This is a genomic window from Variovorax sp. Soil_C_19 (assembly GCF_057657255.1).
Window position 1 is genome coordinate 733,724 of record NZ_JBDGIV010000001.1, and the last position, 13,403, is coordinate 747,126.

At 64.8% G+C, this 13,403-nt stretch carries 14 protein-coding genes; 8 read left to right on the forward strand and 6 right to left on the reverse strand.

Annotated features, from left to right (window positions below):
- Positions 1-7 precede the first annotated feature (7 nt).
- Positions 8-346: a P-II family nitrogen regulator gene (locus tag AC3A6R_RS03445; protein ID WP_487858910.1), complete on the forward strand. Its 339-nt coding sequence runs from the start codon at positions 8-10 to the stop codon at positions 344-346.
- A 27-nt stretch (positions 347-373) separates the two neighbouring features.
- Here AC3A6R_RS03445 and AC3A6R_RS03450 read toward each other — a convergent pair whose 3' ends face one another.
- From AC3A6R_RS03450 to AC3A6R_RS03475, 6 genes are read right to left on the reverse strand one after another with little or no spacing between them, the layout of a single operon-like run.
- A complete protein-coding gene (locus AC3A6R_RS03450; RefSeq protein ID WP_487858911.1) occupies positions 374-967 on the reverse strand; it encodes an LOG family protein in 594 nt (197 codons plus the stop codon).
- A 31-nt stretch (positions 968-998) separates the two neighbouring features.
- Positions 999-1,412 carry a diacylglycerol kinase gene (locus tag AC3A6R_RS03455; protein WP_487858912.1) on the reverse strand — a complete coding sequence of 138 codons (414 nt, stop codon included), beginning with the start codon at positions 1,410-1,412 and terminating at the stop codon, positions 999-1,001.
- Positions 1,409-1,978: an RDD family protein gene (locus AC3A6R_RS03460; RefSeq protein ID WP_487858913.1), complete on the reverse strand. Its 570-nt coding sequence runs from the start codon at positions 1,976-1,978 to the stop codon at positions 1,409-1,411. The genes AC3A6R_RS03455 and AC3A6R_RS03460 overlap by 4 nt, the downstream gene beginning before the upstream one ends.
- 14 nt (positions 1,979-1,992) lie before the next feature.
- A complete protein-coding gene (locus AC3A6R_RS03465) occupies positions 1,993-2,802 on the reverse strand; it encodes a DUF3106 domain-containing protein (protein ID WP_487863772.1) in 810 nt (269 codons plus the stop codon).
- A gap of 20 nt (positions 2,803-2,822) precedes the next feature.
- Complete coding sequence (locus tag AC3A6R_RS03470) at positions 2,823-3,245, reverse strand: DUF3619 family protein (protein ID WP_487858915.1); 423 nt, start codon at positions 3,243-3,245, stop codon at positions 2,823-2,825.
- The gene (locus tag AC3A6R_RS03475; protein ID WP_487858916.1) at positions 3,242-3,808 is read right to left on the reverse strand and encodes an RNA polymerase sigma factor; all 567 of its coding nucleotides are present in this window, start codon (positions 3,806-3,808) and stop codon (positions 3,242-3,244) included. The genes AC3A6R_RS03470 and AC3A6R_RS03475 overlap by 4 nt, the downstream gene beginning before the upstream one ends.
- A 283-nt stretch (positions 3,809-4,091) precedes the next feature.
- Between AC3A6R_RS03475 and AC3A6R_RS03480 the strand changes: the two genes are divergently transcribed.
- From AC3A6R_RS03480 to AC3A6R_RS03510, 7 genes are all read left to right on the forward strand, one after another.
- On the forward strand, positions 4,092-5,876 hold the full coding sequence (locus AC3A6R_RS03480; RefSeq protein ID WP_487863773.1) for an acetolactate synthase 3 catalytic subunit: 1,785 nt from the start codon (positions 4,092-4,094) through the stop codon (positions 5,874-5,876).
- Positions 5,877-5,980: 104 nt separating this feature from the next.
- Complete coding sequence (ilvN, locus tag AC3A6R_RS03485) at positions 5,981-6,472, forward strand: acetolactate synthase small subunit (protein ID WP_487863774.1); 492 nt, start codon at positions 5,981-5,983, stop codon at positions 6,470-6,472.
- 150 nt (positions 6,473-6,622) lie between these two features.
- Complete coding sequence (gene ilvC, locus AC3A6R_RS03490; RefSeq protein WP_487858918.1) at positions 6,623-7,639, forward strand: ketol-acid reductoisomerase; 1,017 nt, start codon at positions 6,623-6,625, stop codon at positions 7,637-7,639.
- Positions 7,640-7,774: 135 nt separating this feature from the next.
- Positions 7,775-8,599: a CDP-diacylglycerol--serine O-phosphatidyltransferase gene (gene pssA, locus AC3A6R_RS03495; RefSeq protein WP_487858919.1), complete on the forward strand. Its 825-nt coding sequence runs from the start codon at positions 7,775-7,777 to the stop codon at positions 8,597-8,599.
- Between the two features lie 186 nt (positions 8,600-8,785).
- The gene (gene leuA / locus AC3A6R_RS03500) at positions 8,786-10,483 is read left to right on the forward strand and encodes a 2-isopropylmalate synthase (protein WP_487863775.1); all 1,698 of its coding nucleotides are present in this window, start codon (positions 8,786-8,788) and stop codon (positions 10,481-10,483) included.
- Positions 10,484-10,536: 53 nt separating this feature from the next.
- Positions 10,537-12,075 carry a 2-isopropylmalate synthase gene (locus tag AC3A6R_RS03505; protein WP_487858921.1) on the forward strand — a complete coding sequence of 513 codons (1,539 nt, stop codon included), beginning with the start codon at positions 10,537-10,539 and terminating at the stop codon, positions 12,073-12,075.
- Between the two features lie 115 nt (positions 12,076-12,190).
- Positions 12,191-13,363, forward strand: coding sequence for a serine hydrolase (locus tag AC3A6R_RS03510; RefSeq protein WP_487858922.1), 1,173 nt, complete (start codon positions 12,191-12,193; stop codon positions 13,361-13,363).
- Positions 13,364-13,403: the final 40 nt, after the last annotated feature.

Consider the following 13,403-nt stretch of genomic DNA (forward strand, 5'->3'; position numbering starts at 1 on the left):
AGAAACCATGAAGCAGATCACCGCCATCGTCAAACCCTTCAAGCTGGAGGACGTGCGCGAGGCTTTGGCCGAAGTCGGTGTCACCGGCCTCACGGTGACCGAGGTGAAGGGTTTCGGTCGCCAGAAAGGCCACACCGAGCTCTACCGCGGTGCGGAGTATGTGGTCGATTTCCTGCCCAAGATGAAGGTCGAGGTCGTCGTGAACGAAGGCGACGTGGAGCGCTGCATCGAAGCCATCGTCAGCTCGGCGCGCACCGGCAAGATCGGCGACGGCAAGATCTTCGTCACGGACGTGGAGCGCATCGTGCGCATCCGTACCGGCGAAGAAAACGAAAACGCGGTCTGACCGCCTGCCCGCTGGCCGGCGCCTCGCTCAGAGGTTTTCAGCCAGGCGGTCGTCGCGCGGGTGCAGCGGCACTTCGGCGCGCAGCGCCGTCAGCAGTTGGGCGGCGTCGGTGCCGGTGCGGATGAGTTCCATCTGCCATTCGCCCATGAAGCCTTCGCGCACGCTGTGCGCCAGAAAGCCCAGCAGGCCGTCGTAGTAGCCCGCGGTGTTGAGAATGCCCGTGGGCTTGTCGTGGTAGCCGAGCTGGCGCCAGGTCCAGATCTCGAACAGTTCCTCGAAGGTGCCGATGCCGCCGGGCAGCGCGATGAAAGCGTCGGCGCGTTCGCCCATCATCGCCTTGCGCTCATGCATGGTGTCGACCACATGCAGTTCGTCGCAGAGCGTGTTGGCCAGTTCCCTGTCGACCAGCGCCTTGGGGATGATGCCGACGACGCGGCCGCCGGCATCGCGGGTGGCTTCAGCCACGGTGCCCATGAGGCCGGTTCGTCCGCCGCCGTAGACCAGCTGGCCGCCGTGGCGGCCGATCCATTGGCCGACGGCTTGCGCCGCTTTCGAGAACTCGGGCCGCTCGCCGGGGCGCGAGCCGCAATACACACAGATCGAAAATTCAGGGGTCGTCATCGCACCATCATGCCTCGGACAGCGGGCGCTTTCATGACGCGAAGCGCTGCCACAGCGCGGCCAGCCAGATCGCCCCGCAGAGCGTGAGCGACAGCAGCACCGCGGCGCTGCCCATGTCCTTGGCGCGCTTGGAGAGGTCGTGCCATTCGGGTCCGATGCGGTCGATCGCGGCCTCGACCGCGGTGTTGAGCAGCTCGACGATCATCACCAGGATGGCGCTGCCCGCGAGCAGCGCCACCTCGACCCAGCTGCGGCCGAGCCAGAAAGAGGCGGGAATCATGACGATCGCCATGATGGCCTCTTGCCGGAAGGCCGGCTCGCTCCAGCCCGCCCGCAGCCCGTGCAGCGAGATCAGCGTCGCATGCCACACGCGTTCGAAGCCTTTGCGGGCCTTCTGCGGGTTGACGGCGGGGTCGGGAAGCTTGGATTCGGGCAAGGCACTCATCGGCGGGGGAGGGGCTTGGAAGTGACGAGCCGCGTGCCGGCCCAGGCGTCGTGCCAGAACTGGCGTTCGGGATGGAAGCGCGCCAGCAGGGCCCAGACGGCGACCCATCCGAAGAGCAGGACCATCGTCTCGGCCGCAGGGACGCCCAGGAGCGGATGCAAGGTCAGTGGCGGTAGCAGCCAGATCCAGCTCAGCAGGTAGCGTACGAAGGCGCGCAACTGCGTCACCGAGCGGCCTTGCTTGTCGACGATCCGAATGTTCCACGTCTTCATGCCAAGCGTCTGCCCCTTGGACCAGAACCAGACGAAATAGACGCCAAAGACCACGAAAAGATAGGCCAGCAGCAGCGGGCGGCGCGTCTCATCCATGGCGTTGCGCATCTGGCTCAGCGCGCTGAAAAGCCAACCAGCCATCATCGCCACAGCGAACAGCAGCATGCCCTCATAGAGCCAGCATGCCATTCGCCGCCACAGGCCGGGCACTTTCGAAAGAGGAGCGCTGGACGAAGGATCTGCGGAGGATGAGGAGGGATTCGATTCCGAAGTTTCGGAAGAATTTGGAGCCATCGAAGCCTTGGGATTCAGGGAGGCGAAGGCTGCTCGACGGCGGGGCCTGCGGGAGTGGACGGTGAAGGCACGAGCACTTGCGCCTCGGCCGGGATGGGTTGGGAGGCCGCGCTGCGGCCTTCGGAAGAGGATGGGGCCAGGACGGCCGCCGCCGGCATTGCGACCGGCGCGGGCGAAGACGGCGGCGCCAGCAGGATGCGCGGCGTGTGCTGTCCCGTGGGCGTGACGGCCGGCACCACGACGAGCTTCTGGGCCGGAACCGGCCGCACCGGGATCGCGGCACCATGCGGCCTGGCCGGCGCGCGTTCGGCGAGCCGGCGTTTCTCGTCTTCGCTCAGCGCCTGGTACTGCTCCCACTTGGCCTTGCGCTCGTCGGCCGGCACGCGCTTCACTTCGGCGAAGTTGAGTCGCGCCTGGGCGCGCTGCCGGTTGCTCAACGCGGTCCATTCGATCATGCGGCTGTGCAGCGTGGTCTGGTCATCGGCCGACATCTTCGCGTAATTGCGTGACAAAGCGAGCCACTTGCGCTTGTGCCCGGCATTCAGTGCGTGCCAATGCGAGGCAAGCGGCTGAAGGGCCTCCTGCTGTTCGGCCGTGAGCTCGCTCCAGGCGGGGCGGGTGGTCTGCGCCGTTTTTGCGGTGGCTACCGACGCGGCCTGCGTGGTGTCCCGTCCCCGGCTGGACGATCCGTCCAACGACTGGGCGCCAGCCGACGTCAGCCCGAAGACAGCGATGGCGAGCACGCCCACCCAAACGCCCGCGCCCGTCTTGTGCGGGCGCAGGGTGCTGGGCGCAGGGGCGCGGAAGGCAAGGGGACGTCGCATGCGGGTTTCGGGGAGGTCGGTCAGTCGGAGCCGCCACCTGACTTGAGGAACTGGGCAAAGCCGGGGTCCGTGTAGGCCGCCGGCGGAAGGTCGTCGGTCAGCAGGGCGGAATCGACCTCCGCGAGTTCGCTCGCACGGTCCTCGTCCTGCATCGCACTGATGGCGATCAGGCCCGCGACGAGCGCGACCAGAGGCACCACCGAGCCGATGCGGGTCCACCAGCCGCCGCCCATCGTGGCCACATGGCCCGACTGCATGACTGCGGGAGAGGTGCGCAACTGCGGCGCCTGCTTGCGCGCCGCGACGGCTTGCGCCCGCGCCACGCGCAGTCGCTCGCCGATGTCGTGCGGCAGTTCGTGGTTGCCCTCGGACAGGCGTGCAGCCACAAGCCGGCCGAAGCTGTCTTCGGCGGCGACGGAAGAGTTTGGAACTTTGGTGTTCATAGCGAAATTCCCTTGGCTTTGAGCGCTTTGCTCAAGGCGTGCACGGCGCGCGAACAGTGGGTCTTGACGCTGCCCTCGGAGCAGCCCATTGCAGCCGCCGTTTCCGCCACGTCCATTTCTTCCCAGTAACGCATCAGGAAAGCCTCTCGTTGACGGCCCGGCAAAGCCGCGATCTCCTGCTCGATCTCGCGGAAGATCTGCGCGCGCCGGGTCGTGTCCTCGGCACTTTCCGTCTCTCTGGAGTCGGTCGGGGAGACGAAGTTCTCCAGCAGGTCGAAATCGCCGTCCTCGCCGGCGGCCTCGAAGTCGCCGAGGTTGGAGAACAGCGCGCGGCGGGTCTTCTGCCGGCGGAACCAGTCGAGCGTGCAATTGGAAAGAATCCGCTGGAACAGCATCGGCAGCTCCTGCGGCGGCTTGTCGCCGTAGTGATGCGCCAGTTTCATCATGCTGTCCTGCACGATGTCGAGTGCCGCCTCCTCGTCCCGCACGTGATAGACCGAGCGCTTGAAAGCACGTCGTTCGACGCTCTTCAGGAAGTCGGAAAGTTCTTGTTCAGTGGCCAAGCGAGAGGGGACGCCGCAGGCGCCGCATGGGGAATGGGGTGTCTGGAAGCGCTTGTGTTTTTTCTGCGCGAATTATGCCTTCGCATGTTTTTCGTCCGCCGGCTCCGGCGAGGGCGGCAGCATCGATGTCATAATCCGCATTGCAATTCAAACGGCAAACGGGTCACGGTCCGGCGGAAAATCAGTCCGCCCATGGCTTTGGCCTCAAGTCCTGGCGCGGCCTCACAAGGGCTGGCAAGGGGCACCCAAGGTATTTCGTTCCCGAAATAGACAAAGGTTCATCATGGAAATCTCCAAGGCGGAAATTCTCTCCGCAGCCGCCGCGTCCTCCGGCGCCGGCAACGCACCGCAAGAACTCATGGGCGCTGAAGTGCTGGTCAAGGCACTGCAGGCCGAAGGCGTTCAGTACGTCTGGGGTTACCCCGGCGGCGCCGTTCTCTACATCTACGACGCGTTCTACAAGCAGGACACGATCCAGCACGTGCTGGTGCGCCACGAGCAGGCCGCCGTCCATGCCGCCGACGGTTATGCGCGCGCCACGGGCGACGTGGGCGTGGCGCTGGTCACCTCGGGCCCGGGCCTGACCAATGCGGTCACCGGCATCGCCACCGCCTACATGGACTCGATCCCGATGGTGATCATCTCGGGGCAGGTGCCGACCGCGGCCATCGGCCTCGACGCCTTCCAGGAATGCGACACCGTGGGCATCACGCGTCCGATCGTGAAGCACAACTTCCTCGTCAAGGACCCGAAGGACCTCGCGCTGACGATGAAGAAGGCCTTCCATATCGCGCGCAGCGGCCGGCCCGGCCCGGTGGTGGTGGACGTGCCGAAGGACGTTTCCTTCAAGAAAGTGGTCTACACCGGCTATCCCGACAAGGTCGAGATGCGTTCGTACAACCCCGTGCGCAAGGGCCACGGCGGCCAGATCCGCAAGGCGCTGCAGCTGCTCTTGAACGCCAAACGTCCGTATATCTACACGGGTGGCGGCGTGCTGCTGGGCAATGCCTGCAACGAGCTGCGCACGCTGGTCGACATGCTCGGCTACCCGGTTACCAACACGCTGATGGGCCTGGGCGCCTATCCCGCCAGTGACCGCAAATTCCTGGGCATGCTGGGCATGCACGGCACCATCGAAGCCAACAACGCGATGCAGAACTGCGACGTGCTGCTCGCCGTGGGCGCGCGCTTCGACGACCGCGTGATCGGCAACCCGAAGCACTTCGCGCAGAACGAGCGCAAGATCATCCACGTCGACATCGATCCGTCGAGCATCTCCAAGCGCGTGAAGGTCGACATCCCGATCGTCGGCGACGTGAAGGACGTGCTCACCGAGCTGATCTCGATGATCCGCGAAAGCACCACCAAACCCGATGCCGGCGCGCTGGCCGACTGGTGGAAGACCATCGAGGCCTGGCGCGACCGCGACTGCCTCAAGTACGACCGCAACAACAAGGACGTGATCAAGCCGCAGTTCGTCGTCGAGACGCTGTGGAACATGACCAAGGACGCGGACACCTACATCACGTCCGACGTGGGCCAGCACCAGATGTGGGCCGCACAGTACTACCGCTTCGACGAGCCGCGCCGCTGGATCAATTCGGGCGGCCTGGGCACGATGGGTGTGGGCATTCCGTACGCCATGGGCATCAAGCTCGCGAAGCCCGATTCGGAAGTGTTCACCATCACCGGGGAGGGCTCGGTGCAGATGTGCATTCAGGAGCTTTCCACCTGCCTGCAGTACAACACGCCGATCAAGATCTGCTCGCTCAACAACCGCTACCTGGGCATGGTGCGCCAGTGGCAGGAGATCGAATACTCCGGCCGCTACAGCCACAGCTACATGGATGCGCTGCCCAATTTCGTGAAGCTCGCCGAGGCCTATGGCCACGTCGGCATGCTGATCGAGCGTCCACAAGACGTGGAGCCGGCGCTGCGCGAGGCGCGCAAGCTCAAGGACCGCACGGTGTTCATGGATTTCCGCACCGACCCCACCGAGAACGTGTTCCCGATGGTCAAGGCCGGCATGGGCATCACCGAGATGCTGTTGGGCTCCGAAGATCTCTGATCCTCGGCGCATTCGCTTAACTTTTTACTGACGAATCTATTGTCCGTCGAGCCCGCGCATTACCGTGCGTGGGGGAGGGCGGCGAGAAGAGGAGTCACGCAAACATGAAACACATCATTGCAGTGCTGCTGGAAAACGAGGCCGGTGCTCTTTCCCGCGTGGTTGGCCTGTTCTCGGCCCGTGGCTACAACATCGAATCGCTGACCGTCGCACCCACCGAGGATGCGAGCCTGTCGCGCATGACCATCGTCACCGCCGGCTCCGACGACGTGATCGAGCAGATCACCAAGCACCTCAACCGCCTGATCGAAGTCGTCAAGGTTGTCGACCTGACCGAAGGCGCCTACACCGAGCGCGAGCTCATGATGGTGAAGGTGCGTGCGGTCGGCAAGGAGCGCGAGGAGATGATGCGCATGGCCGAGATCTTCCGCGGCCGCATCATCGACGTGACCGACAAGAGCTACACGATCGAACTCACCGGCGACCACGGCAAGAACGACGCCTTCCTGGAGGCGATCGACCGCAGCGCTATCCTCGAGACCGTTCGCACCGGCGCGAGCGGCATCGGGCGCGGCGAGCGCATCCTGCGGGTCTGACCCATGGCAAAACGGAGCTCGGTCGCTGCCCGTTCGGGCTGAGCTTGTCGAAGCCCCCGCGCGAGCGGGGACTGCATTGAGCCCTTCGACAGGCTCAGGACGAACGGCACAACAACACACTGCAACCCGCACATCTATCTGGAGAACATCATGAAGGTTTACTACGACAAGGACGCCGACCTCAGCCTCATCAAGGGCAAGACGGTCGCCATCATCGGCTACGGCTCGCAGGGCCACGCGCACGCGCAGAACCTGAACGACAGCGGCGTGAAGGTCGTGGTCGGCCTGCGCAAGGGCGGCGCGTCGTGGGACAAGGTCGGCAAGGCCGGCCTGCAGGTTGCCGAAGTCGCCGATGCGGTGAAGTCGGCAGACGTGGTCATGATCCTGCTGCCCGACGAGCAGATCGCCAACGTCTACAAGAACGACGTGGCCCCGCACATCAAGGAAGGCGCTTCGCTGGTCTTCGCGCACGGCTTCAACGTGCACTACGGCTTCGTGCAGCCGCGCGCCGACCTCGACGTGTGGATGGTCGCTCCCAAGGCGCCGGGCCACACCGTGCGCAGCACCTACACCCAGGGTGGCGGCGTGCCCCACCTCGTGGCCGTGCACCAGGACAAGAGCGGCAAGGCCCGCGACCTCGCACTGAGCTACGCCACGGCCAACGGCGGCGGCAAGGCCGGCATCATCGAGACCAACTTCCGCGAAGAGACCGAAACCGACCTGTTCGGCGAGCAGGCCGTGCTGTGCGGCGGCACGGTCGAACTGATCAAGGCGGGTTTCGAGACGCTGGTGGAAGCCGGCTACGCGCCCGAGATGGCGTACTTCGAATGCCTGCACGAGCTCAAGCTCATCGTGGACCTGATCTACGAAGGCGGCATCGCCAACATGAACTACTCGATCTCGAACAATGCCGAGTACGGCGAGTACGTCACGGGCCCGCGCATCGTGACCGACGAGACCAAGAAGGTCATGAAGCAGGTGCTGAAGGACATCCAGACCGGCGAGTACGCCAAGAGCTTCGTGCTCGAAGCCGCCGCCGGCCAGCCTGCGCTGATCAGCCGCCGCCGCCTGAATGCCGAGCACCAGATCGAGGTGGTCGGCGAGAAGCTGCGCGCCATGATGCCCTGGATCAAGAAGAACAAGCTCGTGGACCAGACCCGGAATTAAGCCCACCCCCAGGCTACCCTGCTTCGCAGGTCCGCCACCCCCTCGAGGGGGCACAAAGGCTGTCGAGTTTTCTCGATGGCCTTTTTCTTTTTGGGGGACGGAGTGCCCGGTAACGCTGAACTACACTTTGCCCCCATGCATGACGACACGCCCCTGATGCCCATCGAGCCGAAGAAGCGGCGCAAAGGCATCTACATCCTGCCGAACCTGTTCACGCTCGCAGCGTTGTTCGGGGGTTTCTATTCGGTTGTGATGGCGATGAACGCGCGATTCGACCTCGCGGCGCTCGGCGTGTTTGCCGCGATGATCCTCGACAGCCTCGATGGCCGCGTGGCGCGCATGACCAACACGCAGAGCGCGTTCGGCGAGCAGATGGATTCGCTCTCCGACATGGTGTCGTTCGGCGCGGCGCCTGCGCTGATCGCGTACGAGTGGTCGCTCAAGGGGCTGGGCCGCTGGGGCTGGATCGCGGCCTTCGTGTATTGCGCCTGCGCGGCGCTGCGGCTCGCGCGATTCAACGTCAACACCGGCGTGGTCGACAAGCGGTGGTTCCAGGGGCTTCCGTCGCCTGCGGCGGCCGCGCTGGTGGCCGGCTTCATCTGGCTCATGACCGAATGGGGCAAGCGCGGCGGCGAGGTGCTGTACCTCTCGTGGACCCAGATCACCTGGATCACCTTTGCCTTCACGCTCTATGCCGGCCTGTCGATGGTGACCAACGCGCCGTTCTACAGCTTCAAGGACATCCAGATGAAGAAGAGCGTGCCCTTCGCGGTGATCGTCCTCATCGCGCTCGGCATTGCCGTCATCAACATCCACCCGCCGACGGTGCTGTTCGGGCTGTTCGTGGCCTACGGCCTGAGCGGCTACGCGGTCTATGCGTGGCGCAAGGCCAAGGGGCAGCCGGCAAGCGTCATCAGCACCTCGACCGAAGAGCCCGACGAGCGCGGCTTGCATAACTGATGCAGGCTTGTGCTACATTCACAATCCTCATGACCAAGATTTCGCTGCTGGCCCTACTAGCCCTCCCTCACGGGCGGAGACGGTAGCGCACGCGCAAATCCCTCACCACGGCCCGTTCGCACCAGCAACGGGCCGTTTGTCATTTGGGGTTGCTGGTTGATCGCCAACCATCACAGAGAAATCGACATGCTCAAGCAACCTCAAGCCAAATACCGCGCATTCGCCCCGATCGGCCTCAAGGACCGCACCTGGCCCGATGCCGTGCTGACCAAGGCCCCGATCTGGCTGTCGACCGACCTGCGCGATGGCAACCAGGCGTTGGTCGAGCCGATGGACATCGCGCGCAAGATGCGCATGTTCGAGACGCTCGTGGCAATCGGCTTCAAGGAAATCGAAGTCGGCTTTCCCTCCGCCTCGCAGGTCGAGTTCGACTTCGTCCGCAAGCTGATCGAGGAAGACCGGATCCCCGACGACGTCACGGTCCAGGTGCTCACGCAGGCGCGCGACCACCTCATCGAGCGCACCTTCGAATCGCTCAAGGGCGCGCCGCGCGCGATCGTCCACCTCTACAACGCCGTGGCGCCCGTGATGCGCCGCGTGGTGCTCGGCATGGACGAAGACCAGATCGTCGAGCTCGCGAGCAGCCATGCGCGCATGTTCAACGACTTTGCCGCGATGCAGCCGGGCACGCAGTGGACCTTCCAGTACTCGCCCGAGATGTTCTCGGGCACCGACGTGGTGTTCTCCAAGCGCGTGGTCGATGCGGTGACCGAGGTCTGGGCGCCGACGCCCGAGCGCAAATGCATCGTCAACCTGCCCACCACGGTCGAGCATTCCACGCCGAACATCTTTGCCGACATGATCGAGTGGATGCACCGCCACCTCGCGCGCCGCGACTCCATCGTGCTGTGCGTGCATCCGCACAACGACCGCGGCACCGGCACGGCCGCCGGCGAACTGGCGCTGATGGCGGGTGCCGAGCGCATCGAAGGCTGCCTGTTCGGCAACGGCGAGCGCACCGGCAACCTCGACCTCGTGAACGTGGCGCTCAACCTCTACACGCAGGGCGTGTCGCCGAACCTCGACTTCTCGAACATCGACGAGATCCGCGCGACGGTCGAGCACTGCAACCAGATCCCGGTGCATCCGCGCCATCCGTATGTGGGCGACCTGGTTTACACCTCGTTCTCGGGCTCGCACCAGGACGCGATCAAGAAGGCCTTCGCCGCGCGCAAGGAGGGCGACATCTGGGACATGCCCTACCTGCCCATCGATCCCAAGGACGTAGGCCGCAGCTACGAGGCGGTGATCCGCGTGAACAGCCAGTCGGGCAAGGGCGGCATGGCCTATTTGCTCGAGTGCGAGTACGGGCTCGAGATGCCCCGCCGCCTGCAGATGGAGTTCATGCAGGTGGTGCAGCGCGCGATGGACGTCGGGGGCAAGGAACTCACGGCGGCCGACCTCTGGCAGCTGTTCGTGCGCGAATACGGCATCGAGACGGCACGCTCGCTGCAGCACCGCGTGATCGAGGAGGAAGGCGAGGGCGCCTCGGTCGTCTTGCGCGGCGACTTGCCGTGGGACGGCGAGACCCTTGCGATCGAAGGGCGGGGCAACGGTCCGATCGACGCCTTCACGCAGGCGCTGAGCCAGGCCACCGGCCACACGGTGCGCGTGATGGATTACCACCAGCATGCGATCGGTGCGGGTGCCGATGCCAAGTCGGTGGCCTACCTCGAACTGCGCGTGGACGAGTCGCAGACGCTGTTCGGCGTGGGCATCGACGCCAACGTGATTTCGGCCTCGCTCAAGGCCATCGTCTCGGGCGTGCGGCGGGCACGCGGGCGCGGCGCGCACAGCGCACAATCGGCGGTTGAGCTCGCCTGACGCGAACACCGCCGTCCGCGCAAGGTGCCAATGAACGAAGAAGGAGATCCACGATGACCGACCAGCTCATTATTTTCGACACCACCTTGCGCGACGGCGAGCAGTCTCCCGGCGCCTCGATGACGCGCGACGAGAAGATGCGCATCGCCAAGCAGCTCGAGCGGCTCAAGGTCGACGTGATCGAGGCCGGATTCCCGGCCAGCTCGAACGGCGATTTCGAGGCCGTGAAGGCGATTGCCAATGCGATCAAGGACGCCACCGTGTGCGGCCTGTCGCGCGCCAACGACCGCGACATCGCGCGTGCGGCCGAGGCACTGAAGGGCGCGGCACGCGGCCGCATCCACACCTTCATTGCGACCTCGGCGCTGCACATGGAAAAGAAGCTGCGCATGTCGCCCGACGAGGTGCACGAGCAGGCGCGTCTCGCGGTGCGGTTCGCGCGCAACCAGGTGGCCGACGTCGAGTTCAGCCCCGAGGACGGCTACCGCAGCGATCCCGATTTTCTCTGCCGCGTGCTCGAGACCGTGATCAATGAAGGTGCCACCACCATCAACGTGCCCGACACCGTCGGCTACGCGATTCCCGAGCTCTACGGCAACTTCATCAAGATGCTGCGCGAGCGCGTTCCCAACAGCGACAAGGCGATCTGGTCGGTGCATTGCCACAACGATCTCGGCATGGCGGTGGCCAACTCGCTGGCCGGCGTGAAGATCGGCGGTGCGCGCCAGGTCGAATGCACGATCAACGGCCTCGGCGAACGCGCAGGCAACTGCTCGCTCGAGGAGATCGTGATGGCCGTGAAGACGCGCAAGGACTACTTTGGTCTTTCGCTCAACATCGACACCCAGCACATCGTGGCCGCGAGCCGCATGGTGAGCCAGACCACCGGCTTCGTGGTGCAGCCCAACAAGGCCGTGGTGGGCGCCAACGCCTTCGCGCACGCCTCGGGCATCCACCAGGACGGCGTGCTCAAGGCACGCGACACCTACGAGATCATGCGGGCGGAAGACGTGGGCTGGACCGCCAACAAGATCGTGCTGGGCAAGCTCAGCGGGCGCAACGCCTTCAAGCAGCGCCTGCAGGACCTCGGCGTGACGATGCAGAGCGAGGCCGACATCAACGCCGCCTTCCTGCGCTTCAAGGAGCTGGCCGACCGCAAGTCCGAGATCTTCGATGAAGACATCCTCGCGCTCGTCAGCGCGGAGGAACTGTCGAACGTTGGCGAGCAGTTTGCTTTCGTCTCACTCGCGCAGCACTCCGAGACCGGCGAACGTCCGCACGCAAGGGTCGTCTTCACGGTCCAGGGCAAGGAAGTCACCGGCGAATCCGATGGCAACGGCCCGGTCGATGCATCGCTCAAGGCGATCGAATCGCATGTCCGCAGTGGCGCGGAGATGGTGCTTTACTCGGTCAATGCGATCAGTGGCTCGACAGAAAGCCAAGGAGAAGTTACAGTTCGGTTACAAAATGCGGGCCGAGTGGTGAATGGCGTTGGGGCAGACCCCGACATCGTCGTCGCATCTGCCAAAGCTTATTTGAGCGCGCTCAACAAGTTACAGAGCCAAGCTGAGAAAGTGTCTGCGCAGGGCTAGGTTTACGGGTCGTCCTTGATGTCGAATGAAGAAAAGGATGCAAGTAACTGATATTGCGTGTCTTTTTTGATTTCGATACACTGCGGTTCTCATTTCGCCGCTGGAGATATTCCCAATGCCTGAAGCCCGTCTCCGCCGAGTTTCCAGCCAGCGGTTCCTGCCCGCCGTCAAAGCCCTCGCCGTCGCGTTTTGCGCCACGGCGTTTTTGCTGTCCGGTGCGCAGGCCGCCAAGAAGGAAAAAACGGTTGCCGCCAAGACCGCCGTGGCCAAGAAGGCCCGCGGCGCGGCACCGGCACAAGTCAAGTCTGCCAAGGCGTCGCGTGGCGCCAAGAGCCGCAGCGAGAAAGTCGTTCGTGGCGGCCGCAACGTGGTCGCCAGCATCCGCAAGAAGAACGGCAAGACCGTGGTGGCCGTGCAGCGCCGCTCGCTGGTCCGTGTCGAAACGCCCGCACGCCAGTCCTTCGGCCAGCTGGCCGGCCTGCACAGCGTCGAGGACGCGCTCGACCTGAAGTCGAGCGTGGCGCTCGTGATCGACCAGGACACCCATGAAGTGCTGTTCAGCAAGAACGACCATGCCGTGCTCCCGATCGCGTCGCTCACGAAGCTCATGACCGGCCTGCTGATCAGCGAAGCCCATCTGCCGAACGACGAACTGATCACCATCACCCAGGACGACGTCGATACCGAAAAGTGGAGCCGCTCGCGCCTTACCGTCGGCACCACGCTCACGCGCGGCGAACTGCTTCATCTGGCGCTGATGTCGAGCGAGAACCGGGCGGCGCACGCCCTGGGCCGAACCTACCCGGGCGGCCTCGCAACCTTCGTGAGCGTGATGAACGCAAAGGCGAAGATGCTCGGCATGAAGGACACGCGCTACGTCGAGCCCACGGGCCTGTCGAGCCGCAACCAGGCGAGCGCCCAGGACCTGGCGCTGCTTGTCAGCGCCGCCTACGCCGATGCGACGGTGCGGGCGCTCTCGACTTCGCCCGAGTACCAGGTCGAGGTCGGTAACCGCGTTCTGCAGTACAACACCACCAATCGCCTGGTGAAGAGCCCCGACTGGGACATTGGCCTGCAGAAGACGGGCTACATCTCCGAGGCCGGCCAGTGCCTCGTGATGCAGGCCAAGGTGGCGGGACGCAAGCTGATCATGGTGTTCCTGGATTCGGCCGGCAAGTTCAGCCGCATCTCCGACGCCGAGCGCGTGCGCCGCTGGGTCGAGGCCACGCAAGCCTCGAGCACGCCCGCTGCTTCGCGCAACGCGCACATCCTCCAGGCCGCCGGCTGATCGTTGCCGGCGTCCCGGCGCGGCTGCGGCCGCGCGCGGA

Excerpts from the sequence above, each read along its gene's own strand:
- AC3A6R_RS03445 (WP_487858910.1), top strand. The coding sequence starts at position 8 with ATGAAGCAGATCACCGCCATCGTCAAACCCTTCAAGCTGGAGGACGTG.
- AC3A6R_RS03450 (WP_487858911.1), bottom strand. The coding sequence starts at position 967 with ATGACGACCCCTGAATTTTCGATCTGTGTGTATTGCGGCTCGCGCCCC.
- AC3A6R_RS03455 (WP_487858912.1), bottom strand. The coding sequence starts at position 1,412 with ATGAGTGCCTTGCCCGAATCCAAGCTTCCCGACCCCGCCGTCAACCCG.
- AC3A6R_RS03460 (WP_487858913.1), bottom strand. The coding sequence starts at position 1,978 with ATGGCTCCAAATTCTTCCGAAACTTCGGAATCGAATCCCTCCTCATCC.
- AC3A6R_RS03465 (WP_487863772.1), bottom strand. The coding sequence starts at position 2,802 with ATGCGACGTCCCCTTGCCTTCCGCGCCCCTGCGCCCAGCACCCTGCGC.
- AC3A6R_RS03470 (WP_487858915.1), bottom strand. The coding sequence starts at position 3,245 with ATGAACACCAAAGTTCCAAACTCTTCCGTCGCCGCCGAAGACAGCTTC.
- AC3A6R_RS03480 (WP_487863773.1), top strand. The coding sequence starts at position 4,092 with ATGGAAATCTCCAAGGCGGAAATTCTCTCCGCAGCCGCCGCGTCCTCC.
- ilvN (WP_487863774.1), top strand. The coding sequence starts at position 5,981 with ATGAAACACATCATTGCAGTGCTGCTGGAAAACGAGGCCGGTGCTCTT.
- ilvC (WP_487858918.1), top strand. The coding sequence starts at position 6,623 with ATGAAGGTTTACTACGACAAGGACGCCGACCTCAGCCTCATCAAGGGC.
- pssA (WP_487858919.1), top strand. The coding sequence starts at position 7,775 with ATGCATGACGACACGCCCCTGATGCCCATCGAGCCGAAGAAGCGGCGC.
- leuA (WP_487863775.1), top strand. The coding sequence starts at position 8,786 with ATGCTCAAGCAACCTCAAGCCAAATACCGCGCATTCGCCCCGATCGGC.
- AC3A6R_RS03505 (WP_487858921.1), top strand. The coding sequence starts at position 10,537 with ATGACCGACCAGCTCATTATTTTCGACACCACCTTGCGCGACGGCGAG.
- AC3A6R_RS03510 (WP_487858922.1), top strand. The coding sequence starts at position 12,191 with ATGCCTGAAGCCCGTCTCCGCCGAGTTTCCAGCCAGCGGTTCCTGCCC.